Genomic DNA, 25235 nt, shown 5'->3' with positions numbered 1-25235 from the left:
GGTCTGCGCCCCGCCGCCATGAAACTCTTCCTGCTGTTCCGCCTCGGCGCTGACCACTATGCGCTCGATGCCTCCGAGGTGGCCGAAGTGCTGCCGCTCACGCGGCTCAAGCAGATCCCCGGCGCGCCGGCCTGGGTGGCGGGCCTGATGGAGCGCCGCGGCCAGCCGGTGCCGGTGATCGACCTGCCGGCGCTGGCCACCGGCGTGCCGGCGGCGCTGCGCACCAGCACGCGCACGGTGCTGGTCCACTACCGCCGCCATGGAGGCGAGGCCAGCCGGCTGCTGGGCCTGCGCCTGGAATCGGCCACCCAGACCCTGCGCTGCCCGGCGGAGTCGTTTGTCGACGGCGGCATCGCCGGGGCCAGCCCGCGCTACCTGGGGCCAGTACGGCACGACGCGCGCGGCCTGCTGCAGTGGGTGCGGGTCGATGCCCTGCTGCCGGACGACGTCCATGCCATGCTGTTTGCCGACACCGCCGGGGAGGGCGCAGCATGAGCACTGCCACGCACATCGAGGCCCTGCTCAAGGCCCGCATCGGCCTGGACGCCGGCGCCATCGGCACCGGCGCGGTGGCACGCGCCGTGCGCGAGCGCCAGCAGGCACGGCAGGCGCCGGACACCCAGGCCTACTGGGACTTGCTGCACGGCACCGCCGATGAATTCCAGGCGCTGATCGAGGCCGTGGTGGTGCCCGAGACCTGGTTCTTCCGGCATCGCGAAGCGCTGCTGGCGCTGGGCCGCCTTGCCGCCGAGCGCGCCTTTGCCGACGGCAGGCGCACGCTGCGCGTGCTGAGCCTGCCCTGCTCCACCGGCGAAGAGCCCTACTCGATCGCCATGGCCATGCTCGATGCGGGGGTACCGGCGGGCCGCTTTGCCATCGATGCCATGGACATCAGCGCCCGCGCGCTGGCCCGCGCACGCCAGGGCGAATACGGCGCAAACGCCTTTCGCAGCGCGCCGCTGGATTTCCGCGACCGTTATTTCACGGCCACGCCCACCGGCTATGTGCTGGATGCACGCGTGCGTGCGCAGGTGCGGCTGCTGCAGGGCAACCTGGTCGATCCCGGCCTGCTGGCCGGCGAGCCGCCCTATGACTTCGTGTTCTGCCGCAACCTGCTGATCTACTTCGACGCGCCGGGGCAGCGGCATGCGGTGCAGACGCTGGCGCGGCTGGCCGCTGCCGACGGCCTGCTCTTTGTCGGGCCGGCCGAGGCCAGCCTGCTGAGCGCGCAGGGTCTGGAGCCGGTCGGCTTGCCGCTGACCTTTGCCTTCCGCAAGCCGTCCGGCGTGACAGCCGCCAGGGCGGCGCCGCGTGCGCCCGTGCACGCGGCCCAGCCGCCCCGCATGGCCGCACCGCCACGGCTGCCGAGGCCACCAGCCTCGCTGCGGCCTGTCCCGGTCACGCCCGCGTCCCTGCGGCCCGCGGCCCCCGAGCCTGGCAACGATCAGCGCGCCGCGCTGGCTGCCATCGCCGCCCAGGCCGACCGCGGCGAGCTGGAGGCCGCCGGCGCCGCCTGCCTGGCGCTGCTCGAGCGCACCCCGGATGCCAACGCAGACGCCTATTGCATGCTGGGCGTGCTGCACGACGCCGCCGGCCGCGCCGCGCAGGCCCATGCCGCCTACCGCAAGGCGCTGTACCTGGACCCGGCGCACCAGGAAAGCCTGTATCACCTGGCCGCGCTGCTCGATACCGAAGGCGATCACGATGGCGCCATGCGCCTGCGCCAGCGCGCGCAACGCCACACCCGCAAGCACCATGGCTGAGCCCCAAGGCATTCCCCTGCGCACCGAAAACGTCGACGACTGCTGGCGGCGCATCGGCGTGCGCGGCGACGGCTCGTGCCCCGCGCTGGCCGAGCACGCGCACTGCCGCAACTGCCCGACCTACGCCCAGGCCGCGGCCATGCTGCTGGACGCGCAACGGCTGGACGTCATGCCGGACGCACTGCCCGATGCCGCCACGCTCACCGACGATGACGGGGCCTTGCCGCCCGAACGCGGCACCGCGCTGGCCTGCCTGGTGTTCCGCATCGGCGATGAATGGCTGGCCCTGCCGACCGCCGCGCTGGGCGAAGTCACCGCCCCCTGCCCGATCCATTCGCTGCCGCACCGCCGCGATGCCGCCGTGCTGGGGCTGGCCGCGGTGCGCGGCAACCTGCTGGCCTGCCTGTCGCTGGCGCGGCTGTTCGACGCGGGCGCGGGTGAAAGTGCCAGCGGCAGCCGCTTCCTGATCCTCGGCCAGGGCCGCGCCGCGATTGCGCTGCCGGTGGCCGAGGTGTCCGGCATCGCCCGCGTGCCGCAGCCCGCGCTGCAGCCGCTGCCCGCCACCCTGGCGCGGGCGTCGGCGCGCTATACGCAGGCGCTCTTCCTCGACCAGGGCCGCAGCGTCGGGCTGCTCGATGCCGCACTGGTGCGCCAGGCGCTGGCCAGGAGCCTGGCATGAATCCCGAGCAACTGCGCGACGCCTCGCTGCTGGAACTGTTCGCGCTCGAGGCCGATGCCCAGGCCGAAGTCCTCAATGCCGGCCTGCTGGCGCTGGAGCGCAACCCGGCGGCCGCCGAGCAGCTCGAAGCCTGCATGCGTGCCGCCCACTCGCTCAAGGGCGCGGCCCGCATCGTCGGGCTCGATGGCGGCGTGCGGGTCGCGCACGCCATGGAAGACTGCCTGGTCGCCGCACAGGGCGGCCTGCCGCTGACCGCCGCGCATATCGACGCGCTGCTGCAAGGCACCGACCTGCTGATGCGCATCGGCCATCCGCCCGGCGGCGATCCGGGCTGGGCCGAGCACGCCGGCCGCGCCGAGATCGATGCAGTGGTGCAGCGGCTGGGCACGGTCGATGGCGGCGCCGGGGCGCTGGTCGTGCCGGCACCGCCAGCGTCGGCCCCGGCCTCGTTACCGGAACCAGCGCCGGCGATACCGGCACTGCCGGTTGCAGAAGCCCCTGCACTCGCACCGGCAGACGACACCCAGGAGCGCATGCTGCGCGTGAATGCCGATGCGCTTGACCAGCTGCTGGCGCTGTCCGGCGAGGCCATGGTCGAGTCGCACTGGCTGCGCCCCTTCGGCACCTCGCTGCAGAAGGCAAGGCGGCAACAGGCACGCGCACTGCGCGCCGTCGATGCGCTGCAGGAAGCCTTGCGGGACGCACCGGACGGCAACCCTGGCGCGCCTGCGCACACCGCGCTGGCCGAACTGCGCCAGCTGCTGGACGAAGGCCACGACCTGCTGGCCGCGCGGCTGGAAGAGTTCGAACAGTACGATCACCGCGCCACGCGGCTGGCGCGCCGCCTCTATGACAGCGCGCTGGCCTCGCGCATGCGCCCACTGGCGGACGCGCTGACCGGCTACGCGCGCATGGTGCGCGACCTCGGGCGCGCGCTGGGCAAGCCGGTGCACCTGGAACTGATCGGTGCCGGCACGCAGGTGGACCGCGATATCCTGGAAGCACTGGACGCGCCGCTGGCGCACCTGCTGCGCAACGCGGTCGACCACGGCATCGAAGCGCCCGAGGTACGCGCGGCGCAGGGCAAGCCGGCGGAGGGCAGCGTCACGCTGCAGGCGCGCCACAACGCGGGCCGCCTGGTCATCGAGATCTTCGACGACGGCGCCGGCGTCGACCTGGATGCCCTGCGCCGCGCCATCGTGCGGCGGCGGCTGGCGTCCGAAGAGACCGCGGCGCGGCTGTCGCAGGCAGAGCTGCTCGACTTCCTGCTGCTGCCGGGCTTCAGCATGCGCGACACGGTATCCGAGGTCTCCGGCCGCGGCGTGGGCCTGGATGCCGTCCAGGAGATGGTGCGCCGCGTGCGCGGCAGCCTGCGCCTGACGCAGCAGCCGGGCCAGGGCCTGCACTTCCGGCTGGAGCTGCCGCTGACGCTGTCGGTGGTGCGCACGCTGCTGGTGGAGGTCGCGGGCGAAGCCTATGCCTTCCCGCTGGGCCGTGTGCTGCGCGCGACCTCGGTGGCGCGCAGCGAGATCGAGCAGACCGAAGGGCACCAGCATTTCCGCCACGAAGGCCGCGCCATCGGGCTGGTCAGCGCGGCGCAGGTGCTGCAACGCCCCGAGGGCGACGCTGCCAATGTGCGCGAGCAAGTGCCGGTGGTGGTCATCGGCGAGGCCGAGCGCATCTATGGCATTGCCGTCGACCGCATGCTGGGCGAGCGCCTGCTGGTGGTGCAGCCGCTGCCCGCGGCACTGGGCAAGGTCCGCGACATTGCCGCAGGCAGCCTCACCGACGACGGCACGCCGGTGCTGATCTTCGATGTCGAGGACGTGATCCGCTCGGTCGAGAAGCTGGTCTCCGAGGGCCGCATCGAAGGCGTGCGGCAGGCGGCCGTGGCCAGCGTCCAGGCGCGCGCGCGGCGCGTGCTGGTGGTGGACGACTCGCTCACCGTGCGCGAGCTGCAGCGCAAGCTGCTGGCCGGGCGCGGCTATGATGTGGCGGTGGCGGTCGACGGCATGGACGGCTGGAACGTGCTGCGCGCCGAGCCCTTCGACCTGGTCATCACCGATATCGACATGCCGCGCATGGACGGCATCGAGCTGGTGCGCCGGATCCGGCAGGACGCCGCGCTGCGGCAGCTGCCGGTGATGGTGGTGTCGTACAAGGACCGCGAACAGGACCGCCAGCGCGGCCTGGAGGCCGGCGCGGACTATTATCTGGCCAAGGGCAGTTTCCACGACGCCGCGTTGCTCGACGCGGTCCAGGACCTGATCGGCGAGGCACGTCCATGAAAATCGGCATCGTCAATGACTCGGCGCTTGCGGTAGCCGCGCTGCGCCGCGCGCTTGCGCTGGATCCGTCGTTCGAGATCGCCTGGGTCGCCGGCGACGGCGAACAGGCGGTGCAGATGGCCGCGCGCCAGACCCCGGACCTGATCCTGATGGACCTGCTTATGCCGGTCATGGACGGCGTCGAGGCGACCCGGCGCATCATGTCCGCCACCCCCTGCGCGATCGTGGTGGTGACCATGGACCTCGGCCGCAACGCCTCGCAGGTGTTCGACGCGATGGGCCACGGCGCCATCGACGCGGTCGACACCCCCACGCTGGCCGAGCCCGATGCCCAGCTTGCCGCCGGGCCGCTGCTGCGCAAGCTGCGCAATATCGGCCGCCTGCTGGCGGGCCGGGTGGCCCCGCAGCACACGCTGAAGGCGGCACCGCGCGCAGTGGCTGCGCCACGGCTGGTGGCAATCGGCGCCTCGGCCGGCGGCCCGGCCGCGCTGGCCACCCTGCTGGGGGCGCTGCCGGCGGACTTCAGCGCCGCCGTGGTCACCGTGCAGCATGTGGACGAGGCCTTTGCCGCCGGCATGGCCGACTGGCTCGACGGACAGTGCGCGCTGCCGGTGCGCATTGCCCGCGCCGGCGACGCGCCCCAGGCCGGCACGGTGCTGCTGGCCGGCACCAACGACCACCTGCGCCTGGCCAGCCCCACGCGCATGGCCTACACCGAGCAGCCCTGCGACTACCTGTACCGCCCCTCCATCGATGTGTTCTTCGAAAGCGTGGTGGAGCACTGGCGCGGCGACGTGATCGGCGTGCTGCTCACCGGCATGGGCCGCGACGGCGCGCTGGGGCTGAAGGCGATGCGCGAGCGCGGCTTCCTGACCATCGCCCAGGACCGCGCCACCAGCGCCGTGTACGGCATGCCCAAGGCCGCCGCAGCCATGGGCGCGGCCGCGGAGATCCTGCCGCTGCCGCGCATCGCGCCGCGGCTGGTGCAGGCATGCGGCGGCGCCGCGCTGCTTTGACCCAATGCAATACGTCCCGGCCGGCACCGGGACCGTGACACCCAGGAACTGAACATGCAACCCGAATCACCCAACCAACCCGCAGCGCCTGCAGCCGACAAGGACTACCTTGCCATGGTGCTGCTGGTGGACGACCAGTCCATGGTCGGCGAAGCGGTGCGCCGCGCGCTCTCCACCGAGCCCGACATCGACTTCCACTACTGCTCCCAGCCCGACGAGGCCGTGGCGGTGGCGCAGCGCACCAAGCCGACCGTGATCCTGCAGGACCTGGTCATGCCGGGTGTGGACGGCCTGACGCTGGTGCAGCGCTATCGCGAGAATCCCGCCACGCGCGACATCCCCATCATCGTGCTGTCGACCAAGGAAGAAGCCGCGACCAAGGGCGCGGCGTTTGCCGCCGGCGCCAACGACTACCTGGTCAAGCTGCCCGACAGCATCGAGCTGATTGCGCGCATCCGCTACCACTCGCGCTCGTACCTGAACCAGCTGCAGCGCGACGAAGCCTATCGCGCGCTGCGGCAAAGCCAGCAACAGCTGCTGGAAACCAACCTGGAGCTGCAGCGGCTGACCAATTCAGACGGCCTGACCGGCCTGTCCAACCGGCGCTATTTCGATGAGTACCTGGGCGCCGAATGGCGCCGCGCACAGCGTGAGCAGACCCAGCTGGCAATGCTGATGATCGATGTCGATGCGTTCAAGGCCTACAACGACACCTACGGCCATGTGGCCGGCGACGAGGTGCTGCGCCGCGTGGCCGCGGTGATCCGCGACAATTGCGCGCGTGCCACCGACCTGCCCGCGCGCTTCGGCGGTGAAGAGTTCGCGATGGTGCTGCCGGCGACCTCTCCGGGCGGCGTGCGCCTGCTGGCCGAGAAGGTGCGGCGCGCGGTGCAGGCGCTGGCCATCGCCCACAGCGGCTCGCCCACCAGCGACTGTGTCACCGTCAGCATCGGCGGCGCGGTGCTGGTGCCCCAGCCTGGCGATCCGTCGAACCGGCTGGTGGAGACGGCCGATGCCGGCCTCTACCAGGCCAAGCGCAATGGCCGCAACCAGGTGGTGATGATGTCGCAAGGCTGAGTCACCGCAGTAGCACAGCTGCAACAACCAGTTACACACTGGCAGCCACCCGGCCAACCGCGCCACCTGCCACGCCCACCTCCGCCGGGCCCCGCGCCTGCGGGCCTGGCCGCCCCGCCGCGCACGCACGCGTCATCGCATGTCGGAATCGTCCGACATGCGATTAGGAAGCCCGCGCCTGTCTCGCCCCTGGGTTGATACCTATCGTTGGATCACGGCGGGCGCAATCGCTGCGCCTGCAGCGACAGACCGCCAACTGGCCACGCGACCGGCGCGCCCCCGCGCGGGCATGGGCCAGATCGTCTCTGACTCCAACAGCAAGAGGTGACCCATGTTCCGACCCAAGACTCTTTTGATAGGCCTGGCGCTGGCCGCCACGGCGGTGCTGTCGGCCTGCGGCGGCGGTGACGACGATCTCGGCGACCGCATCGGGCTGAGCAAGCCGACCATCCGCGCGATCCACGCCATCACCGGTGGCCCGAACGTCGACGTGCTGCAGAACGGCGTGAAGACCAGCTTCGTGAACAAGCCATACAAGTTCGTCTCGACCTACTTCAACGTCGAAACCGGCAACCAGCTGATCTCCTTCAACACCGCCGGCACGCAGACCGAACTGGCCCGCGCCACGCTGGTCGCCGCCACCGGCCACAAGTACACCGTGGTGGCGCTGCCGGGTGCCAGCGCCGCGGAAACGCTGACGATCGACGATCCGTTTGAAAAAGGCCTGCTGTCCAACAAGGCCCGCGTGCGCTCCCTGAACGCCTCGTTCAACGCGCAGAACGTCGATGTCTACATCACCATGCCGGCGATCGACCTGAATTCGGTGGCACCGACTTTCGGCGCGGTGGGATACAAGCAGGCTTCGCCGGCTTCTGGCAAGGACTCGCTTGACCTGGACGGCGGCACCTATCGTCTGCGTATCACTACGGCGGGCACCAAGACGGTGATCTTTGACTCCGGCGCGCTGACGCTGGCGAACAATGCCGACTGGCTGATCACCACGATCCCGGTGGACGGCATCGGCGGGCTCACGCCGAACAAGATCAAGGTACTGGTGGCGCGTGGCGATGACGAGTCGCAGGCTGGTCTTGAGCTCGTAACGCAGTAGCAGCGTGCTTGCAGCTAGCTGCCTGCGGCAGGCGGGCAGCATGCAGGAGGCCGGTCTGAAGGACCGGCCTTTTTTGCCTGACGGGTGGCGGCTGACTGCCCCTACGCTTCCTCCCCCGGCTCCAGCTCCGCCTTCAGCACCGCCAGGTGCGAGATATAGGCCTCCAGCTCCGCCCGCCCCTGCTCGGTGATGCAATAGACGCGGCCACTACCTTCGACCAACTCGGCAGTAATGGCCCGCGCCATCATCAGGCTGCGCAGGATCGGCCGCAACGAGCGGATATTCTTGTCGATGCCGCGCTCGCGCAGCCGGTCGACCAGGCTCAGGACCGTGGACGGGCTCGACTGGACGAGCTTGAGCACATAGATGCGTGAGAAAAACCGGTCAAAGATAGGCGGTTTCATGGGCGCTGTCGGCGCACCCGACGGTGCGGGAATCCTGATCATCATGCGCAGCCCATGACTGCTGCCGCAGTCGGGCACTCTCTGGTATGGATGGCGGGCGGACGCGCTGCGCGATCGGCCCGCGAAAGCAAACGGGGTGCGCGAAGGCACCCCGTTTGCTTGCGTTGCGTGCGCCGGTCGGCATGAACCAGGCCGGCGCCATTCCGGGGAGCGCGCGTGGCGCTATTCTTCCTGGAACGCTTCTTCGCGCTTGGCCTTGATGGACGGCAGGGCCACCACTGCAACCAGGGCAGCGGCTGCGATCAGCAGGCCCAGCGACAGCGGGCGCGTCACGAACACGCTGAAGTCACCGCGCGACAGCAGCAGCGAGCGGCGGAAGTTCTCTTCCATCATCGGCCCCAGCACGAAGCCCAGCAGCAGCGGTGCCGGTTCGCAGCGCAGCTTCAGGAACAGGTAGCCGATGATGCCGAAGCCCGCGGCCATGAACACGTCGAAGGTCTGGTTGTTGACCGAGTACACGCCAATGCCGCAGAACACCAGGATCGCCGGGTACAGGAAGCGGTACGGCACGGTCAGCAGCTTCACCCACACGCCGATCATCGGCAGGTTCAGGATGATCAGCATCAGGTTGCCGATCCACATCGAGGCGATCAGGCCCCAGAACAGCGCCGGGTTGCTGGTCATCACCTGCGGGCCGGGCTGGATGTTGTGGATGGTCATGGCACCGACCATCAGCGCCATCACCGCGTTGGGCGGAATGCCCAGCGTCAGCAGCGGGATGAAGGAGGTCTGCGCCGCGGCGTTGTTGGCCGACTCCGGACCGGCCACGCCTTCGATCGCACCCTTGCCGAATTCATGCGCGTACTTCGAGGTCTTCTTTTCCAGCGAGTAGGCCGCGAACGAAGCCAGCGCCGCGCCGCCGCCCGGCAGGATGCCCAGGGCCGAGCCCAGGAACGTGCCGCGCAGCACGGCCGGGATCATGCGCTTGAAGTCTTTCCTGGTCGGCCACAGGTTCGTCACGCTATCGGTGAACGTCTCACGGGCCTCCTTCTGCTCCAGGTTCGCGATGATTTCCGCGAAGCCGAACATGCCCATGGCCAGCGCCACGAAGTCGATGCCGTCGGTCAGTTCCGGCACGTCGAACGAGAAGCGCGCGGCGCCCGAGTTCACGTCGGTGCCGATCAGCCCCATCAGCAGGCCCAGCACGATCATGGACACGGCCTTCGGCAGCGAGCCGGAAGCCAGCACCACGGCGCCGATCAGGCCCAGCACCATCAGCGAGAAGTATTCGGAAGGGCCGAACTTGAACGCCAGTTCCGACAGCGGCGTGGCAAAGGCGGCCAGGATCAGCGTCGCCACGCAGCCGGCGAAGAACGAGCCGAGACCGGCGGTGGCAAGTGCCACGCCCGCTCGCCCTCGGCGCGCCATCTGGTAGCCATCGATGGTTGTCACCACCGAGGACGATTCACCAGGCAGGTTCACCAGGATGGCGGTGGTCGAGCCACCGTACTGGGCGCCGTAGTAGATGCCGGCCAGCATGATCAGCGCGGCCACCGGCGGCAGCGTGTAGGTCACCGGCAGCAGCATGGCGATGGTGGCCAGCGGCCCCAGGCCCGGCAGCACGCCGATCAGGGTACCCAGCACGCAGCCCAGGAAGGCGTAGGCCAGGTTCTGCAGCGACAAGGCCGTGGAAAAGCCCAGCGCAAGGTGATCAATCAATTCCATGGTCGGCGCTCCTTAACCGGTGATAAAGGCCGGCCACACCGGCATCTGCAGGTTGATGCCGTAGACGAATGCGCCAAGGCTGATCAGCACCAGCACCACGGCGTTGAGCAGCGCACCCTTCCAGCTGAATTCATGGCTGGCCATCGACGACACCAGCACCAGCACGAACACCGACAGCACCATGCCCAGCGGCTTGAGCAGCAGGCCGAACAGCACCACCGAACCGAGGATCCACAGCAGCGTCTTCAGGTCCCAGCGGGCGAGATGGTCTTCCTCACCCTTGGACGACAGCGAGGACAGCAGCACCACCGCCCCGAGCAAGGCCAACACCAGTCCCAGCAGGAATGGAAAATATCCGGGTCCCATCTTCGCGGCCGTTCCCATGGAATAGCCGCGAGCGACCCAGGAAAAGCCCAGACCGACCAGAACGAACATCAGGCCGGAGGCAAAGTCCTTTTGGCTGCGTATGCGCAAAACGATTCTCCTCAAAGTTCACGATATGCCGTGCCGGGGGACGCACTGGCTCGGGCGGCAAGGCATGCACAAGGCATGCTCCCCGACGGTTGACCCGAACCTTAGAGACGTGATCTTTCAGGTGCCTTTCATTTGTCTTGGTTTAGGGGTATTCACCGATACCCCTTGAAAACAAGGCAAATTCAGTCGATGCACACGAACAAATACATCACGACGTGATGTATTTGTTGTTGAAGAATCCGGAGTGAAGTCGGCGGGAATGTCAGACGAACAAGACGGCGCGCGCGCTTGCGACAAGGCAAGGCGCGGCCGGAAACACGCGCACCTGCTCTGGCTGGGCAGGCGACGCGTGCGCTGGGAGGGAGTGCCAGCGATGACACGATGACACACCGGTCTTTCGAATGGCTTTCAAAGCCGGCGACACGATGACAGGCCGCTGCAGGTCAGCGCACGCCTTCGGGCTCGGGCGTTGCCGAAGCGGTCTCCTCGACCACCTCGCCCGCGTCTTCGCAGGGCGTTCCCATGCTGGTATCGGGCGCCTGCCCCAGGGCTTGCGCCGGGTGCGGCACGGTGGGCAGGATATGGCTGCGGCGCCAGTTGCCGAAGCGGTAGTAGCTGGCCGCCAGCACCAGCGACACCACCGAGCCCAGCGGAAAGCTCCACCAGACCGCCTCGGCGCCGATGCGCGGGCCCAGCACCCACGCGAACGGCAGCCGGATCACCCACATCGACAGGAACAGGATCACCAGCGGTGCCATCACCGCGCCGGTGGCGCGCACCGTGCCGAAGATGACGATGGTGAAGCCAAACAGGATGAACGACCACAGCACCACCACATTGATATGCTGCGCGATGCCGATGGCCACGCCGTCGGTGCCCAGGAACAGCCCCAGCGAATGCCGGTTGAACAGATAGATCAGCGCGACCAGCGCACCCGTCATCACCACATTGATCAGCAGGCCCACGCGCGTGATGCGCGACACCCGCTGCCACAGCCCGGCGCCGACGTTCTGCGCCACCATCGACGACACGCTCGCGCCTGCCGCCAGCGCGGGCATCTGCACATAGGTCCACAACTGCGAGGCCACGCCGTAGGCGGCGGTGGTCTGCGAGCCATAGGCATTGACCAGCGCCATCATCACGATCGCCGACGACGAGATCACCACCATCTGCAGGCCCATCGGCAAGCCCTTGACCACCAGCGCCCGCAGGATTGCCGGATCGGGCCGCAGCAGCGCAAGCTGGCCACGGTGCAGCAGCAGGAAATGGCGGCGCCGGTACAGCAGCACCATCATCGCCGCCAGGCTCAGCAGCTGCGCGATCAGCGTGGCCAGCGCCGAGCCCGCGATGCCCAGCGGCGGGACCGGGCCCATGCCGAAGATCAGTACCGGGTTGAGCACCACGTCCAGCACCACCGACAACAGCATGAACCAGAACGGCGTGCGCGAATCGCCCGCGCCGCGCAGCGTCATCATCACGAAGTTGTAGAAGTACATGAACGGCAGCGCCAGGAAGATGATGCGCAGGTAGCTCACCGCCAGCGGCGCGGCGTCTTCCGGCGTGTGCATCGCCGCCAGGATGGCCGGCGTATAGAAATAGCCCAGCGCCGAGGCCAGCACCGACAGCCCGACAAAGAAGGTGGTGCTGGTGCCGACCACGCGGCGCGCCTCGTCCAGGTCGCGCGCACCCACGGCCTGCCCGATCATGATGGTGTTGGCCATGCTGATGCCGAACACCACGCCCAGCAGGAAGAACAGGATGATGTTGGCGTTGGAGGTTGCCGTCAGCGCGGCCTCGCCCAGGAAGCGGCCGACCCAGACCGAGTTGATCGAGGCGTTCAGCGACTGCAGGATATTGCTGCCGAGCACCGGCAGCGAGAACAGCAGCAGGGTGCGGCCGATCGGGCCGGTGGTCAGTCTGGCGTCTGGCTTCATGAGGCGTTGCGCATGGGGAAATCCGCCCAGTCTATTCCTGCCCGGAGGCGGCTACAAGGACACACAGCCGGCCCCGGCACCGCGCTTTTTACCTGAATGAGTTATTCCCCTCCGGTTGCGGCCCCCTGCATACTCGGCGCGGGACCACCGCGTCCCAGGCCGGCTGCCGGAAGGTATGCCCGGCATGCGCGTGCGCCCTTCAGTCGCAGTCAAAACGAGGAGGTGGGGTCATGTTTGTCGGTTTCCAGCCTGTTTCCGGCGCCCTGGTGCCGTTTGCCTATGACTGGCCGATGGTGGGCCTGTCGTTCCTGATCTCTGTCTGCGGCGCCTACGTGGGCCTGCGCTGGTCGCGGCGCGTGCGCATGCCCGACGGCCGCCTGGATGTGGACCGGCTGTTGTGCGCCAGCGTGGCGCTGGGCGGCGGCGCGGTCTGGTCGATGCATTTCATCGGCATGGTGGCCTACCAGACCCCGACGCACCGCGAGTTCGGGCTGTTCATGACGCTGGCTTCACTGGTCGTCGTGATGGTGCTGGCCGGCGCCGGGCTGGCGATCGCCTCGCGCCCGCGCGGCAGCCGTACCGACAACGTGGTCAAGGGCGGCGTGCTGACCGGGCTGGGCGTCGTGGCGATGCACTACACCGGCATGGCCGCGATCCGCTCCAACACCCGCTTCGACTGGGACCTGGCCATCATCGGGCTGTCGGTGGTGATCGCGGTGGTGGTGTCGGTGGTGGCGCTGTGGCTGGCCACCACGGTGAAGACCCGCGGCAAGCAGCTGGCAGCGGCGGTGGTCATGGGCGTTGCCGTCTGCGGCATGCACTACACCGGCATGTCGGCAGGAACGATGATCTGCACCAGCCCGACCTACGCGCCCAGCCTGTTCGCCATCGAGGGCGACAGCATCGGCTATGCGGTGTTCGCCCTGACGCTGATCACGCTGCTCGTGATCCTGGTGGTGGAAGCCACCCGCACCGGGGCTGAAGTCCTGCCCGTGGCACGGACGCGCGATACCGCCTGATATCGGCTGAACCGGCCGCGGGGACATTCCCGCACATTCCTCCCGGGAACGCACCCGGCGCGCTGCATGAACGCGGCTGCCGGGTTAAGCTTGCGGTTTCACCGCCCACCAGGAGAACACGCATGTACCAGGATCTCGCCCTCTATATCGACGGGGAATTCATCAAGGGAGGCGACCGGCGCGAGCAGGATGTCATCAACCCGGCCACGCAGGAAGTGCTGGGCAAGCTGCCGCATGCCAGCCGCGCCGACCTGGACCGCGCGCTGGCCGCCGCGCAGCGCGCCTTTGAAACCTGGAAGAAGACCTCGCCGCTGGAGCGCGCCAGGATCCTGCGCCGCGTGGGCGAGCTCACCCGCGAGCGCGCCAGGGAGATCGGCCGCAATATCACGCTGGACCAGGGCAAGCCGCTGGCCGAGGCCGTCGGCGAAGTGATGGTCTGTGCCGAGCACGCCGACTGGCACGCCGAGGAATGCCGCCGCATCTATGGCCGTGTGATCCCGCCGCGCCAGCCCAATGTGCGCCAGATCGTGGTGCGCGAGCCGATCGGCGTGTGCGCCGCTTTCACGCCGTGGAACTTCCCGTTCAACCAGGCCATCCGCAAGATCGTGTCGGCGCTCGGTGCCGGCTGCACGCTGATCCTGAAGGGCCCGGAAGACTCGCCCAGCGCGGTGGTGGCGCTGGCGCAGCTGTTCCATGATGCCGGCCTGCCCCCGGGCGTGCTCAACATCGTCTGGGGCGTGCCCAGCGAGGTCTCGACCTACCTGATCGAATCGCCGATCGTGCGCAAGATTTCGTTCACCGGCTCGGTGCCGGTGGGCAAGCAGCTGGCGGCGCTGGCCGGCGCGCATATGAAGCGCGTGACCATGGAGCTGGGCGGCCATTCGCCGGTGCTGGTGTTCGACGACGCCGACATCGACCCTGCCGCCGAGATGCTGGCGCGCTTCAAGCTGCGCAATGCCGGCCAGGTTTGCGTGTCGCCGACGCGCTTCTACGTCCAGGAGAAAGCCTATGACCGCTTCCTGGCGCGCTTTACCGAGGTGATCGGCTCGATCAAGGTGGGCAACGGCCTCGAAGACGGCACCCAGATGGGGCCGCTTGCGCATGAGCGCCGCGTGCTGTCGATGGAGCAGTTCCTGGACGATGCCAGCCAGCGCGGCGGCAAGGTGGTGGCCGGCGGCTCGCGCCTGGGCAGCATCGGCAACAACAAGGGCTACTTCTTCGCGCCCACCGTGGTCACCGACCTGCCCGACGACTCGCGCCTGATGACCGACGAGCCGTTCGGCCCGGTGGCGCCGGTGACGCGCTTCAAGGACACGGCCGAGGTGCTGCGCCGCGCCAACAGCCTGCCCTTTGGCCTGGCGTCGTATGTGTTCACCAACTCGCTGAAGACCGCGACCGAAGTGTCCAATGGCCTGGAAGCCGGCATGGTCAATATCAACCACTTCGGCATGGCGCTGGCCGAGACCCCGTTCGGCGGCATCAAGGATTCAGGCATCGGCAGCGAAGGCGGCCAGGAGACCTTCGACGGCTACCTGGTGACCAAGTTCATCACCCAGGCCTGACCATCCTGACGTTGGCGCTGACGCTGGCGCCGTTCACGCAAGCGTGAACGGCGCGCGCAGCCTTCGCCCCCGTTCGGCCCCCGCTCACCCTCCCCGCGCCTTGCGGTAATCGTCCGCATAGGCTTTCCACTGCGCCACCGACACCGCGCAGCCATGCCGTGCCAGCCGCAGGACGCCGGTGCGCCAGCGGGTGCCGCCGGCAAACGCCTGCAGCTGCTCGATCCGGTCCGCGGCCTGGTGCCCGCAGCCACGCAGATGCGCCCACGCCGCGGCATGGGCCATGGTGCCCAGCAACTCGCGTAGCGCTGCAAAGTTGCTGCAATGCGCCAGGTCGACGCGGTCGGCGGTCGGCTGCAGGCTCTTTACCAGGTAGGAGGCCTTGCCCATGTCGACAGCCGACAGCAGCGCCGGCGAAGCCGCCTGCATGATTTGCTGCACGGCCGCCACCCGCCTTGCATCGCTGCCCCAGGGTGGCAGGGACAGGCTGGGCAGGTCCTGCCATGGACTCGGCGCGGCGCGCTTGATGTCGACCAGGCGCTGCATGCCGCTCAGTTCGTCCCGCGCCAGCACCATATAGCGTTCCAGCCCGAGGCTGCCAATGCCCGCCACGCGCCGCGCGGCATCGTCGAGGGCCAGGCGGTGGCCATGATGGCCCTGCTTCGAGTAGGTCGCAAGGATCGCGCGAGCGCTCTCACGGGCCGGCTTGTCCGCCGGCAGCGCATGGCGGCCGTTGCATACCAGGCGCCGTTTGCCCTTGCGCAGCGTGGTGAGCTCGGCCAGCAGTGCGCCGCGCCTGCGGCCCTTGACCCGGCGCAGCAGGGTGGCCACCATGCCGACCGCCGTGGCACGCTCGAGCCAGCGAGGCTTGCCTGTCTGCAGCACCGCGGCATAGGTGGACAGCATGGCCTCGCAGGCGCGCATGGCGCCGGCCTCGGAAAGGCCCAGCTGGCCGGCGGCCACCAGCACGCTCGACAGCATCCGGACCACATCCACCGTAAGCGGCGCGACCAGGGCATCGTCAAAGTCGTTCAGGTCGAAATAGACCAGCCCGTTGTCGCCCTTGAAGCTGCCGAAGTTCTCCAGGTGCAGATCGCCGCAGACGTAGGTGATGGGCGCATCGCGCATTGCCGCATCATCGCGCAGCGATGCGGCATAGAGGTGGTTGGTGCCGCGAAAAAAGGCAAACGGGTCCGCGGCGATCGCCGCAAGCTTGCGGGTCAGCCGCTCGGGATCGCGGCCGTGGTTGAAGGTGAGGATGGCTTCCGTGGCGGCATGCATGGGCTCGGCTTCCGTTCAGCGTTGACATCCGGCAGCGGCGCAGCCGGTCAGCGGAAGAACAGGCCGCGCGTGAGGAAAGTGTGATTGGCTTCTTCCGCCATCAGCCAGACCAGCACCAGCAGGCACATCGGCGGTACCAGGATGGCGCAGATCAGCGCCATGCGCTCCCATGCCATATGCATGAACACTGCCACGATCAGCCCCGCCTTCAGCCCCATGAACACCAGGATCAGCGTCCAGCGCAGGTAGCCGGTGACATGGAAATAATCGACCAGGTACGACAGCGTCGACAGCACGAACAGCAGCGCCCAGATCTTCAGGTACAGCCCGATGGGATGCTGCTGGCCGGAGTGCGCGGCATGGCCGGCATCCTGGCCGGAGCCGTGCGCTGGCGTCACCGGGGTTGCGGGAGTTGCCGGATTCGATGCCATGGCCGCCCTCACCAGAGATAGAACAATGCAAAGATAAACACCCAGACCAGGTCGACGAAGTGCCAGTACAGGCCGGCGATCTCCACGATCTGGTAGTTGCCGGTGGCCTCGTAGCGCCCGCGCAGCACGCGCGTGGCCACGATCAGCAGGTACACCACGCCGCACGACACATGCAGGCCGTGGAAGCCCGTGATCATGAAGAAGGTCGAGCCGAACTGCGCCGCCCCCATCGGGTTGGTCCACGGGCGCACGCCCTCGTCCACGATCAGCTTGGTCCATTCGAAGGCCTGCATGCCGACGAACATCACGCCGAACAGCGCGGTCACCAACATCAACAGCGCGCACTCGCGGCGCGCGCGCCGGTAGGCAAAGTTGACCGCCATCGCCATGGTGCCGCTGCTGCTGATCAGCACGAAGGTCATGATGGCGATCAGCAGCAACGGGATGTCAGCGCCGCCCACGTGCAGTGCGAACACCTCGCTGGGATTGGGCCACGGCACCGTGGTCGACATGCGCACGGTCATGTAGCCGGTCAGGAAACAGCTGAAGATAAAGGTATCGGACAGCAGGAAGATCCACATCATGGCCTTGCCCCACGACACCTTGAAGGCCTGCTGGTCCGACGACCAGTCTGCCAGCAGGCCGCGCACGCCGCCCAGCGGGGGCGGGGGCGTCACGGCGGGTGTGGCCGATGGTGAAGACAGTTGTGTTGACATCCCGGTCCTCCTTCTTGCTGCTAGGCCGTGCCGCAGATATAGCGCACCAGTTCGGGCGTGAGCCACCCCAGCGCGGCGAGCAGCACCACCCATACCGCCAGCAGGAAATGCCAGTAGCGCGCGCACAGCCGCATGCGCAGCACCGCGGCCTCGCCGCTGCCGCGTGACGACATGGCAAAGCCCCAGCCGGCCAGGCCGCCCAGCACGTGCAGGCCGTGCATCGCGGTCAGCAGGTAGAAGAAGCTGCCGGCCGGGTTGCCGGCAGGCATCACCTGCATCGCGCCCAGCGCCTGCCAGGCCCACAGCTGCGAGGCGACGAAGCCGGCCGCGCCCAGCCCGCCCAGGCGCAGCGCCCGCCTGGCCGCAGCCATGTCGCCGCTGCGCGCCGCCCGCGACGCCACCGCCATCGCCACGCTGCCCGCGCCCAGCAGCGCGGTGGACAGCCACACCTGCCACGGCAGCCCGATGCGGTGCCAGTCCGGGCTGTCCATGCGCAGCGCATAGGCGGTCAGGAACAGCGCAAACAGCGAGGTCACCACGCCCATGAACACCCACAGGCCGATGCTTGCGGGGGCGCGCCCGCGCGGCCGGTGGTTGGCGGCATTCTCGTCGGACGGATTGCCGCCGAAATCGTCGCGGCTGACCTTGTACAGGGCTTCGGCGTTCATGCGACGGCTCCGCGGCTGGCATGCGGTTCAGGCTCGGCCCCGCCCTCTTCCGGCGGCGCGTTCTGCGCGATAAAGTCCTCGCGCGCGCCCGGCACGCTGTAGGCATAGGCCCAGCGGTACACCACCGGCAGGTGCGGCCCCCAGTTGCCGTGCGCGGGCGGCGTCTGCGGCGTCTGCCATTCCAGCGAGGCGGCGCGCCACGGGTTGGCGTCGGCCTTGCGGCCATGCCACAGGCTCCACACCAGGTTGACGACAAAGAGCAGCTGCGCCGTGGCGACGATAAAGGCGGCCACCGAGATGTACATGTTCATCACATGCGCCGATTCCGGGATGAAGGCGTAGTTTTCATAGGCGTAGTAGCGGCGCGGCATGCCCAGCACACCCAGGTAGTGCATCGGGAAGAAGATGGCGTAGGTGCCGACGAAGGTGACCCAGAAATGGATGCGGCCCATGTTGTCGTCCAGCATCCTGCCCGTCACCTTCGGGTACCAGTGGTAGATGCCCCCGAACACCACCAGGATTGGCGACACGCCCATCACCATGTGGAAATGCGCCACCACGAAGTAGGTGTTGGATAGCGGGATATCCACGCTGACATTGCCCAGGAACAGCCCGGTCAGCCCGCCGATGACGAAGGTGCTGATAAAGGCGATGGCAAACAGCATCGGCACGGTGAAATGGATATCGCCACGCCACAGCGTGATGACCCAGTTGTAGACCTTGATCGCGGTGGGAATGGCGATGATCAGCGTGGTGGTGGCAAAGAAGAAGCCGAAGTATGGGTTCATGCCGCTGACGAACATATGGTGTGCCCACACCACCACCGACAGCACCCCGATCGCCAGGATCGCCCACACCATGGTGCGGTAGCCGAAGATGCTCTTGCGCGAATGCACGCTGACCAGGTCCGAGACGATGCCGAAGGCCGGCAGCGCGACGATATACACCTCGGGGTGACCGAAGAACCAGAACAGGTGCTGGAACAGCAGCGGGCTCCCGCCCTTGTATTGCAGCTGCTGGCCCATCGACACCATCGCGGGCATAAAGAAGCTGGTGCCCAGCGTCCTGTCCAGCAGCATCATCACCGCCGACACGAACAGCGCCGGGAACGCCAGCAGCGCCAGGATGGTGGCCATGAAGATGCCCCACACCGACAGCGGCATGCGTAGCAGCGTCATGCCCTCGGTGCGCGCCTGCAGTACCGTGGTGACATAGTTCAGGCCGCCCATGGTGGCCGCGACGATAAAGATCGCCAGCGACACCAGCATCAGGATGATGCCCCACTCATAGCCTGGCGTGCCGGGCAGGATGGCCTGCGGCGGATACAGCGTCCAGCCCGCGCCGGTGGGTCCGCCGGGCACGAAGAAGCTGGTCAGCAGCACGATCACCGACAGCAGGTAGACCCAGAAGCTGAGCATGTTGAGGAAGGGGAACACCATGTCGCGCGCCCCCACCATCAGCGGGATCAGGTAGTTGCCGAAGCCGCCCAGGAACAGCGCGGTCAGCAGGTAGATCACCATGATCATGCCGTGCATGGTGACGAACTGGTAGTAGCGGTTGGCGTCGATGAATTCAAAGCGGCCAGGGAAACCCAGCTGCATGCGCATCAGGTTGGACAGCGCCACGCCCACCAGCCCCACCACGATCGCCACGATGGTGTACTGCACGGCGATCACCTTGTGGTCCTGGCTCCAGACATAGCGGGTCCAGAAGCTCTGCGGCGCGTGATGGGCGGCATCGTCGGCGTAAGCCATGCGGGTCTCCTCACTTCCTGGCGGGCGCGGGCGCCGCCGAGGGCGGCACGGCCACGGCCGTCGAAGTCGTATAGGTGCCGGACGCGGCCCCGGGCGTGGCAGCGGGCGCGCCAGAGCCAGCGGTTGCCGTGGTGGCGGCGCTGGTCGCGGCCGCGGGGCCGGCGGGCACGTCCGCGGGAGCGACCGGCGCAACGGTTCCCGCCTCGGCCGCGCCGCTGCCGGCCGACTTGATATAGGCGGTCAGCGCAGCGACTTCGTCCTCGCTCATCGGCAACTTCGGCATCACCGGCCCGAAGCCTTTGACCAGGCGCGCATGCGGGTCGGTGATCTCCTTGTGCAGGAAGGCATCGTCCACCTTGGCGCTGCTGCCGTCGGCAAAGGTCTCGGTCTTGCCGTACAGGCCCTTCCAGGTCGGCCCCACGCCCGGATTGCCGTCGATGCTGTGGCAGCCGACGCAGCCCTTGCTCTGCGCCAGCGCGCGGCCTTTCTCGACGGTGCCGGCGTCGCCCGCTGCGCCGGGTGCGGCAGCGGCCATTGCCGCCGGCGGTGCCGCGGCCTTCGCCAGCGTCATGGCAAAGGTCTGCTGCTTCGCCAGCCATGCCTCGTACGCAGCCGGTTCTTCCACCACCACCGTGCCGCGCATGTTGTAGTGCCCCACGCCGCACAGCTGCGCGCACAGGACGTCGAAGCGGCCCGTCTGCGTCGGCGTGAACCAGAACGACGTCACCATGCCCGGCACCATGTTCATGCGCGCGCGGAACGGCGGCACATAGAAGTCATGCAGCACGTCCTTGGAGCGCAACAGCACCTTGACCGGCTTGTTCAGCGGCAGGTGCACCTCCGGGCCGACGATCACGATATTGTCCAGGCCGCGCGGATCGTCGGGGTCCAGCCCGAGCGGATTCGCGCCGGTGACAAAGCGCGGATCGGACGCACCCAGCTGGCCGCTCTTGCCGGGAAAGCGGAAGGCCCAGGACCACTGCTGCCCCACCACTTCCATCACCATCGCGTCGCGCGGCGGGCGCACGTAGTCGGCGTAGACGAACAGGCCCGGCGCCAGCAATGCCACCACGCCCAGCGTGGTGCCGCCGATCAGCCACAGCTCAAGCTTGCCGTTCTCCGGGTGGTAGGACGCGCGGTGGCCGGTGCCGCCATTGGGATGCGGCGCCTCATGCCGGTAGCGCCAGACGATGTAGCCGACAAACAGGTTGATGCCGATGAAGAAAATGCCGGTGATGACCAGGGTAATGGTCAGCGTGTCGTCCATCTGCTTCCAGTTGGACGCCAGCGGGGTCGCCCACCACGGGCTCAGGAAATGGAAGAGCACCGAAGCGACGACCATGACTACGAGTGCGATGGCCAACGCCATATCCACCCTCCTCCTCGCGCGCGGCGAGGGATGCGCAAGTCACGCAGGTAGACATAAGACTAGTGCATGCCGTCAGGTCACTGCAAGGCGACATGCCATTGCATTGGTGCCGCACTGCACAAGCGCGCAGCGCGGGAAAAAGCGGCGGCGGGAACCCTTGGTTCCGGCCGCCGCAGGCCTTGCGCGCGTATCCGCCCAGAGGCTGGCGCGCGCAATGCAACCGTCATGTGCGGGCGCTCACCGCGCCCTGCCCCGATGCGATTGTCAGTGCGATACGTCCTTGCTCTCCAGCTTCCAGTAGCACGCCGCCGCGGCCATCCCGAAAATCAGGTGCCCGATAAACGTATGCCACCCGCGCACCTCGACAAACCAGTGGAAGGCCCGCGTCATCACATAGAAATTGAAGAAGTACACCACCAGGCCAAACACGGCGCCCGCCAGCATTGCCATGCCCAGGCTCGAATCCAGCGTGAATGGCGCGATGATGGCCGCCAGGATCATGCCCAGCACGGCACCCAGCACGAAATGGATCACCAGCGCCGCGGCCACGGTGCCGACGGTGAACGTTGCGCTCTGCAGCACGCTCTGGCCCATCAGGATCCCGGCGATCATGCGCGTGGCTACCCACGGGTTCACGCCTGACACCATCGACGACCAGAACAGCTCCAGCACCAGCAGCAACGCCCCGGCCGCCAGCCCCGAGACCGCTGCCGCGGTCCAGTCCGGCTGCCGCCGCACGTAGTGGTGCGATTGCATGTGAAGTTCCATAGCCACCTCCGTCTCTCTCGGTCTGCGGGGCATTGGACTGGAATGGGAACGGGGCCCCGCGTCTCTGATCAGCATAGGACACGTGTTTCGCGCTTCGGGGTTCGCATGGCGAAAAACGTGGGGCATGCGTACGCAGCGCAACGCGTGAACGGCCCTATGTGCGCGCATCGATACCTGGGTGGCATCCGCATCGCCCGGGTTCGGGACAATCCCGATGCAAGCAGCCGTGCATCGGGCACACACTGCCTATACTGGAATCACAAAAGAGAGACAGGAGACCACCATGCACTTCACCGCGCATGATCTTGTATTCCTGATTCCGATGGCGCTGGTAGGCGTGATCGCCATGGGTTCGATCCCGGTGACAGCCAAATTCCTGCGCATCAGTTGCCGGACCATGGGCGCCCTGATCGGCGCACTGGTTGCTGTGTTGGTGCTAGAGGCATTGCCGCTGCTGATCTGACCCCCAGAGGTCGGACAGACGGTTTTTGGGGAGGAGGGCCGTTACCGTTATGTCGATCGGCCTGCTCGCTGCCGTCATGGCGGCGCTGCTGTTCATTACCGTCTTGCGGGCCATCTGGCGCTGCAGCCATCCGTACCGGATGCGCTACCGGCGCTGCGCTGCACAACCGCAACGCGCGGGGCTGTGCCGGCATACGCTGCGACGGCACGGCTAGCAGCAACAAGACCCCGCTTGCGCCTTTCCCGGTACGCGAACCGGGCAAGAGGCCGTCACGCCGTCGGCGCGCGCAACGCCGCCAGCGGTGCGTTCACTGACTCCCCCAGCCGCTCCATCAGCGAATAACGCGCCACGTAGTGCCGGAAGTGCTCGAGGAACGCCGCCTCGGCAGGCGTCTGGCGCCGCTCCGGATTCCACAGCAGGTACATGTCGATATCGGCCACGCCCTCTTCGGGCGGCAGCCGCCACAGCCGTTGCTGGGCGACATCGTCGGCCACGATATGTTCGGGCAGGCAGCCAATGCCATAGCCGGCGAACACCAGGCGCCGGATTTCATCGAGGCTGGGCGAGGTCGCGACGATGCGGCCCGAAAAACCGTGCTGGTCGCGGAATACGGCCAGTGGCGCCAGCACGTCGCCAAGCTGGTCGCTGCTGAACGAGACGAAGTTCTCGGCCAGCAGGTCGGCAATGGCCAGCCCGGTGCGCCCGAACAGCCGGTGATGGCGCCCGCAGAAGATGGCGTAGCGCTGGCGCAGGAACAGCATGTGCTCAAGCCCGTCGCCCGACTGCCGGCCCGGCTGCCGGTACAGGCTCAGGCCCACGCCGGCAGCCTTCTGTGCGATCGCGTCTGCGATCTCGGTGCTGCGCATCACGTCCACCTGCAGCGTGACGCGCGGATGCTGCCGATGGAAGGCGGCCAGGCATTCGTCATAGACGCCGGAATGGATCCGGCTCACGGTCAGGAGCCGCAGCAGGCCGCTGACTTCATCCTGCTGCTCGGCCAGTTCAGCCCCCAGCCGCGCCACGCTGCCATAGACATCGGTGGCGATGCGCAGCACCTCTTCGCCGGCCCGTGTCAGGCGGAAATTGCTGCCGCGCCGCTCGATCAGCGTGTGTCCCAGATGCTCTTCGAGCCGGCGCAAGGCCAGGCTCACCGCCGGCTGGGTGATATGCAGCCGGACCGCGGCGCGGCTCAGGCTGCGCTCGTGGACGATAGTCAGGAAGGTGCGCAGCAGGTTCCAGTCGAGCCGGTCGGTCAGCAGGGCCCGGTCCAGGGCAGAACGCTCCATCACGCCACTATATAAATTCAGATTATATGAAAAATAAATATTAGAAATTTGACTGATGTTTGTCAACGGGCGATAACTCCTCCCACAGCTGCCCCTGATGCAGCGGCACAAACATAGTGAGGAGCCAGTCCATGCAAGTGTCCCCTTCCGGCACGCGCCAGCCCGTGCGCGCCGCCACGGCCGCCTTTGTCGGCACCATGATCGAGTGGTACGACTTCTACATCTACGCCACCGCCGCCGCGCTGGTGTTCGGCCCGTTGTTCTTTCCCGGCGGCGATCCCTTCCTGAGCACGCTGGCGTCATTCGGCACCTTCGCGGTCGGCTTCTTTGCCCGTCCGCTCGGTGGCATCGTGTTCGGCCACTGGGGCGACCGCATCGGCCGCAAGAAGGCGCTGATGATCACGCTCATGATGATGGGCGTTGCCACCATCGGCATCGGCCTGCTGCCGACCTACGCCACCGCGGGCGCCTTCGCGCCGGTGCTGCTGGTGCTGCTGCGCGTGGTGCAGGGCATCGCCGTGGGCGGCGAATGGGGCGGCGCGGTGCTGATGGCGGGCGAGCATGCCCCCACGGGCCGCCGCACCTTCTTCGCCTCGTTCGCGCAGCTCGGCAGCCCGGCCGGCCTGATCCTGTCGCTGCTGGCTTTCCGCGCGGTGACGTCGATGGAGCATGACGTGTTCATGGACTGGGGCTGGCGCCTGCCATTCCTGGCCAGCGCGGCGCTGCTGCTGGTGGGCGTGGCGATCCGGCTGGGCGTGAACGAATCGCCCGAGTTCGCGCAGGTGCAGGCGCAGCGCAAGACCGCCAGGCTGCCGATTGCCGAGGTCTGGCGCACGGCCCGCGTGCCGGTGCTGCTGTGCATCGGCGCCAATACCATCGGCATTGCGGGGGTGTACTTCACCAATACCTTCATGATTGCGTACACGACGCAATACCTGTCGCTGTCCAGGACGCTGATCCTCGACTGCCTGTTCGCCGTGGCCATCATCCAGTTCCTGGCGCAGCCGCTGGCCGCCTGGCTGGCAGAGAAGCTTGGCGGCGCGCGCTTCCTCAAGCTGGCCGCGCTGCTGGCCATGGCTTCTCCCTATCCGATGTTCCTGCTGGTGCAAACGCGCCAGGCGCCGGCCATCGTGCTCGGCATCGCGCTGGCGGTGGTGTGCATGGCGAGCTTCTATTCGGTGATCGCGGGCTTTGTCAGCGGTGTCTTCGAAACGCGCGTGCGCTACTCGGCGATCTCGTTGTCCTACCAGGTCTGCGGCGCGGTGGCGGGCGGGCTGACACCGCTGGTGGGGACCATCCTCGCGCAGCGCTTCCAGGGCCAATGGTGGCCGCTGGCGGTGTTCTACACCCTGCTGGCCGGCGTGTCGCTGCTGTGCATCACCAGCATCGATGCACGCCAGCGCCAGCAACCACAACCCGCCGCGCAAGCCGCGCAGGCCTGACGGCTTTCCAC

General features: G+C 67.8%; 24 protein-coding genes. 12 read left to right on the top strand and 12 right to left on the bottom strand.

Annotated features, from left to right (window positions below; translation table 11 throughout):
- The first annotated feature begins 18 nt into the window (after window positions 1–18).
- From RS901_RS24180 to RS901_RS24150, 7 genes are all read left to right on the top strand, one after another.
- Window positions 19–495 (top strand): chemotaxis protein CheW, encoded by a 477-nt coding sequence (locus tag RS901_RS24180; RefSeq protein WP_316156684.1) that lies wholly within the window; start codon window positions 19–21, stop codon window positions 493–495.
- Window positions 492–1763: a protein-glutamate O-methyltransferase CheR gene (locus RS901_RS24175; protein ID WP_316156683.1), complete on the top strand. Its 1272-nt coding sequence runs from the start codon at window positions 492–494 to the stop codon at window positions 1761–1763. The genes RS901_RS24180 and RS901_RS24175 overlap by 4 nt, the downstream gene beginning before the upstream one ends.
- Window positions 1756–2442 (top strand): chemotaxis protein CheW, encoded by a 687-nt coding sequence (locus RS901_RS24170; protein WP_316156682.1) that lies wholly within the window; start codon window positions 1756–1758, stop codon window positions 2440–2442. The genes RS901_RS24175 and RS901_RS24170 overlap by 8 nt, the downstream gene beginning before the upstream one ends.
- Window positions 2439–4730: a hybrid sensor histidine kinase/response regulator gene (locus RS901_RS24165; RefSeq protein WP_316156681.1), complete on the top strand. Its 2292-nt coding sequence runs from the start codon at window positions 2439–2441 to the stop codon at window positions 4728–4730. Before RS901_RS24170 ends, RS901_RS24165 begins: the two co-directional genes overlap by 4 nt.
- Window positions 4727–5746: a chemotaxis response regulator protein-glutamate methylesterase gene (locus RS901_RS24160; protein WP_316156680.1), complete on the top strand. Its 1020-nt coding sequence runs from the start codon at window positions 4727–4729 to the stop codon at window positions 5744–5746. The genes RS901_RS24165 and RS901_RS24160 overlap by 4 nt, the downstream gene beginning before the upstream one ends.
- A 54-nt stretch (window positions 5747–5800) precedes the next feature.
- Window positions 5801–6823 carry a diguanylate cyclase domain-containing protein gene (locus RS901_RS24155; protein ID WP_316156679.1) on the top strand — a complete coding sequence of 341 codons (1023 nt, stop codon included), beginning with the start codon at window positions 5801–5803 and terminating at the stop codon, window positions 6821–6823.
- A gap of 331 nt (window positions 6824–7154) precedes the next feature.
- Entirely contained in the window at window positions 7155–7931 is a 777-nt protein-coding gene (locus tag RS901_RS24150) for a DUF4397 domain-containing protein (RefSeq protein WP_316156678.1), read from the top strand.
- 101 nt (window positions 7932–8032) lie between these two features.
- Here the strand turns inward: RS901_RS24150 and RS901_RS24145 are convergent, their stop codons facing one another.
- The 4 genes from RS901_RS24145 to RS901_RS24130 form a co-directional block, all read right to left on the bottom strand.
- On the bottom strand, window positions 8033–8335 hold the full coding sequence (locus tag RS901_RS24145; protein WP_316156677.1) for a transcriptional regulator: 303 nt from the start codon (window positions 8333–8335) through the stop codon (window positions 8033–8035).
- 222 nt (window positions 8336–8557) lie between these two features.
- Window positions 8558–10060, bottom strand: coding sequence for a tripartite tricarboxylate transporter permease (locus tag RS901_RS24140; protein WP_316156676.1), 1503 nt, complete (start codon window positions 10058–10060; stop codon window positions 8558–8560).
- 12 nt (window positions 10061–10072) lie between these two features.
- Entirely contained in the window at window positions 10073–10534 is a 462-nt protein-coding gene (locus tag RS901_RS24135; protein WP_316156675.1) for a tripartite tricarboxylate transporter TctB family protein, read from the bottom strand.
- 443 nt (window positions 10535–10977) lie between these two features.
- Window positions 10978–12468, bottom strand: coding sequence for an MATE family efflux transporter (locus tag RS901_RS24130; protein WP_316156674.1), 1491 nt, complete (start codon window positions 12466–12468; stop codon window positions 10978–10980).
- Between the two features lie 230 nt (window positions 12469–12698).
- Here RS901_RS24130 and RS901_RS24125 point away from each other — a divergent pair, with 230 nt between their 5' ends.
- Together RS901_RS24125 and RS901_RS24120 are read left to right on the top strand one after the other, a co-directional pair.
- Window positions 12699–13487, top strand: coding sequence for an MHYT domain-containing protein (locus RS901_RS24125; protein ID WP_316156673.1), 789 nt, complete (start codon window positions 12699–12701; stop codon window positions 13485–13487).
- A gap of 122 nt (window positions 13488–13609) precedes the next feature.
- The gene (locus RS901_RS24120; protein ID WP_316156672.1) at window positions 13610–15049 is read left to right on the top strand and encodes an NAD-dependent succinate-semialdehyde dehydrogenase; all 1440 of its coding nucleotides are present in this window, start codon (window positions 13610–13612) and stop codon (window positions 15047–15049) included.
- A gap of 84 nt (window positions 15050–15133) precedes the next feature.
- Here the strand turns inward: RS901_RS24120 and RS901_RS24115 are convergent, their stop codons facing one another.
- From RS901_RS24115 to RS901_RS24085, 7 genes are all read right to left on the bottom strand, one after another.
- Window positions 15134–16327 (bottom strand): DUF2252 domain-containing protein, encoded by a 1194-nt coding sequence (locus tag RS901_RS24115; protein ID WP_316156671.1) that lies wholly within the window; start codon window positions 16325–16327, stop codon window positions 15134–15136.
- A gap of 47 nt (window positions 16328–16374) precedes the next feature.
- Window positions 16375–16758 (bottom strand): cytochrome C oxidase subunit IV family protein, encoded by a 384-nt coding sequence (locus tag RS901_RS24110; RefSeq protein ID WP_316156670.1) that lies wholly within the window; start codon window positions 16756–16758, stop codon window positions 16375–16377.
- 8 nt (window positions 16759–16766) lie between these two features.
- On the bottom strand, window positions 16767–17474 hold the full coding sequence (locus RS901_RS24105) for a heme-copper oxidase subunit III family protein (RefSeq protein WP_316156669.1): 708 nt from the start codon (window positions 17472–17474) through the stop codon (window positions 16767–16769).
- A 20-nt stretch (window positions 17475–17494) separates the two neighbouring features.
- A complete protein-coding gene (locus tag RS901_RS24100) occupies window positions 17495–18142 on the bottom strand; it encodes a bb3-type cytochrome oxidase subunit III (RefSeq protein WP_316156668.1) in 648 nt (215 codons plus the stop codon).
- A complete protein-coding gene (gene ctaD, locus RS901_RS24095) occupies window positions 18139–19896 on the bottom strand; it encodes a cytochrome c oxidase subunit I (protein WP_316156667.1) in 1758 nt (585 codons plus the stop codon). Before ctaD ends, RS901_RS24100 begins: the two co-directional genes overlap by 4 nt.
- A 10-nt stretch (window positions 19897–19906) precedes the next feature.
- Window positions 19907–21265 (bottom strand): cytochrome c oxidase subunit II, encoded by a 1359-nt coding sequence (locus RS901_RS24090; protein ID WP_316156666.1) that lies wholly within the window; start codon window positions 21263–21265, stop codon window positions 19907–19909.
- A 264-nt stretch (window positions 21266–21529) separates the two neighbouring features.
- A complete protein-coding gene (locus tag RS901_RS24085) occupies window positions 21530–22033 on the bottom strand; it encodes a membrane protein (protein ID WP_041228701.1) in 504 nt (167 codons plus the stop codon).
- 283 nt (window positions 22034–22316) lie between these two features.
- Between RS901_RS24085 and RS901_RS24080 the strand changes: the two genes are divergently transcribed.
- A complete protein-coding gene (locus RS901_RS24080; RefSeq protein ID WP_041228702.1) occupies window positions 22317–22496 on the top strand; it encodes a hypothetical protein in 180 nt (59 codons plus the stop codon).
- Between the two features lie 49 nt (window positions 22497–22545).
- Window positions 22546–22710 carry a hypothetical protein gene (locus tag RS901_RS24075; protein ID WP_316156648.1) on the top strand — a complete coding sequence of 55 codons (165 nt, stop codon included), beginning with the start codon at window positions 22546–22548 and terminating at the stop codon, window positions 22708–22710.
- 55 nt (window positions 22711–22765) lie between these two features.
- On the opposite strand, the gene RS901_RS24070 is transcribed toward RS901_RS24075, so the two are convergent.
- The gene (locus RS901_RS24070; protein ID WP_316156646.1) at window positions 22766–23782 is read right to left on the bottom strand and encodes a LysR family transcriptional regulator; all 1017 of its coding nucleotides are present in this window, start codon (window positions 23780–23782) and stop codon (window positions 22766–22768) included.
- Between the two features lie 131 nt (window positions 23783–23913).
- On the opposite strand from RS901_RS24070, the gene RS901_RS24065 reads away from it, so the two are divergent.
- Window positions 23914–25224 carry an MFS transporter gene (locus RS901_RS24065; protein WP_316156644.1) on the top strand — a complete coding sequence of 437 codons (1311 nt, stop codon included), beginning with the start codon at window positions 23914–23916 and terminating at the stop codon, window positions 25222–25224.
- Window positions 25225–25235: the final 11 nt, after the last annotated feature.

The organism is Cupriavidus sp. BIC8F (assembly GCF_032465815.1).
Lineage (GTDB): Bacteria > Pseudomonadota > Gammaproteobacteria > Burkholderiales > Burkholderiaceae > Cupriavidus > Cupriavidus necator.
Note: the sequence above shows the minus strand (reverse complement) of the source record. Positions and strands in the feature narration are given on the sequence as shown.

Bases quoted from the DNA above. Each gene is read 5' to 3' on its own strand.
- ctaD (WP_316156667.1), bottom strand. From the start codon at position 19,896: ATGGCTTACGCCGACGATGCCGCCCATCACGCGCCGCAGAGCTTCTGG.
- RS901_RS24090 (WP_316156666.1), bottom strand. From the start codon at position 21,265: ATGGCGTTGGCCATCGCACTCGTAGTCATGGTCGTCGCTTCGGTGCTC.
- RS901_RS24110 (WP_316156670.1), bottom strand. From the start codon at position 16,758: ATGGCATCGAATCCGGCAACTCCCGCAACCCCGGTGACGCCAGCGCAC.
- RS901_RS24075 (WP_316156648.1), top strand. From the start codon at position 22,546: ATGTCGATCGGCCTGCTCGCTGCCGTCATGGCGGCGCTGCTGTTCATT.
- RS901_RS24080 (WP_041228702.1), top strand. From the start codon at position 22,317: ATGCACTTCACCGCGCATGATCTTGTATTCCTGATTCCGATGGCGCTG.
- RS901_RS24155 (WP_316156679.1), top strand. From the start codon at position 5,801: ATGCAACCCGAATCACCCAACCAACCCGCAGCGCCTGCAGCCGACAAG.
- RS901_RS24065 (WP_316156644.1), top strand. From the start codon at position 23,914: ATGCAAGTGTCCCCTTCCGGCACGCGCCAGCCCGTGCGCGCCGCCACG.
- RS901_RS24175 (WP_316156683.1), top strand. From the start codon at position 492: ATGAGCACTGCCACGCACATCGAGGCCCTGCTCAAGGCCCGCATCGGC.
- RS901_RS24150 (WP_316156678.1), top strand. From the start codon at position 7,155: ATGTTCCGACCCAAGACTCTTTTGATAGGCCTGGCGCTGGCCGCCACG.
- RS901_RS24115 (WP_316156671.1), bottom strand. From the start codon at position 16,327: ATGCATGCCGCCACGGAAGCCATCCTCACCTTCAACCACGGCCGCGAT.
- RS901_RS24085 (WP_041228701.1), bottom strand. From the start codon at position 22,033: ATGGAACTTCACATGCAATCGCACCACTACGTGCGGCGGCAGCCGGAC.
- RS901_RS24160 (WP_316156680.1), top strand. From the start codon at position 4,727: ATGAAAATCGGCATCGTCAATGACTCGGCGCTTGCGGTAGCCGCGCTG.
- RS901_RS24180 (WP_316156684.1), top strand. From the start codon at position 19: ATGAAACTCTTCCTGCTGTTCCGCCTCGGCGCTGACCACTATGCGCTC.
- RS901_RS24170 (WP_316156682.1), top strand. From the start codon at position 1,756: ATGGCTGAGCCCCAAGGCATTCCCCTGCGCACCGAAAACGTCGACGAC.
- RS901_RS24165 (WP_316156681.1), top strand. From the start codon at position 2,439: ATGAATCCCGAGCAACTGCGCGACGCCTCGCTGCTGGAACTGTTCGCG.
- RS901_RS24140 (WP_316156676.1), bottom strand. From the start codon at position 10,060: ATGGAATTGATTGATCACCTTGCGCTGGGCTTTTCCACGGCCTTGTCG.
- RS901_RS24145 (WP_316156677.1), bottom strand. From the start codon at position 8,335: ATGAAACCGCCTATCTTTGACCGGTTTTTCTCACGCATCTATGTGCTC.
- RS901_RS24070 (WP_316156646.1), bottom strand. From the start codon at position 23,782: ATGGAGCGTTCTGCCCTGGACCGGGCCCTGCTGACCGACCGGCTCGAC.
- RS901_RS24130 (WP_316156674.1), bottom strand. From the start codon at position 12,468: ATGAAGCCAGACGCCAGACTGACCACCGGCCCGATCGGCCGCACCCTG.
- RS901_RS24100 (WP_316156668.1), bottom strand. From the start codon at position 18,142: ATGAACGCCGAAGCCCTGTACAAGGTCAGCCGCGACGATTTCGGCGGC.
- RS901_RS24105 (WP_316156669.1), bottom strand. From the start codon at position 17,474: ATGTCAACACAACTGTCTTCACCATCGGCCACACCCGCCGTGACGCCC.
- RS901_RS24125 (WP_316156673.1), top strand. From the start codon at position 12,699: ATGTTTGTCGGTTTCCAGCCTGTTTCCGGCGCCCTGGTGCCGTTTGCC.
- RS901_RS24120 (WP_316156672.1), top strand. From the start codon at position 13,610: ATGTACCAGGATCTCGCCCTCTATATCGACGGGGAATTCATCAAGGGA.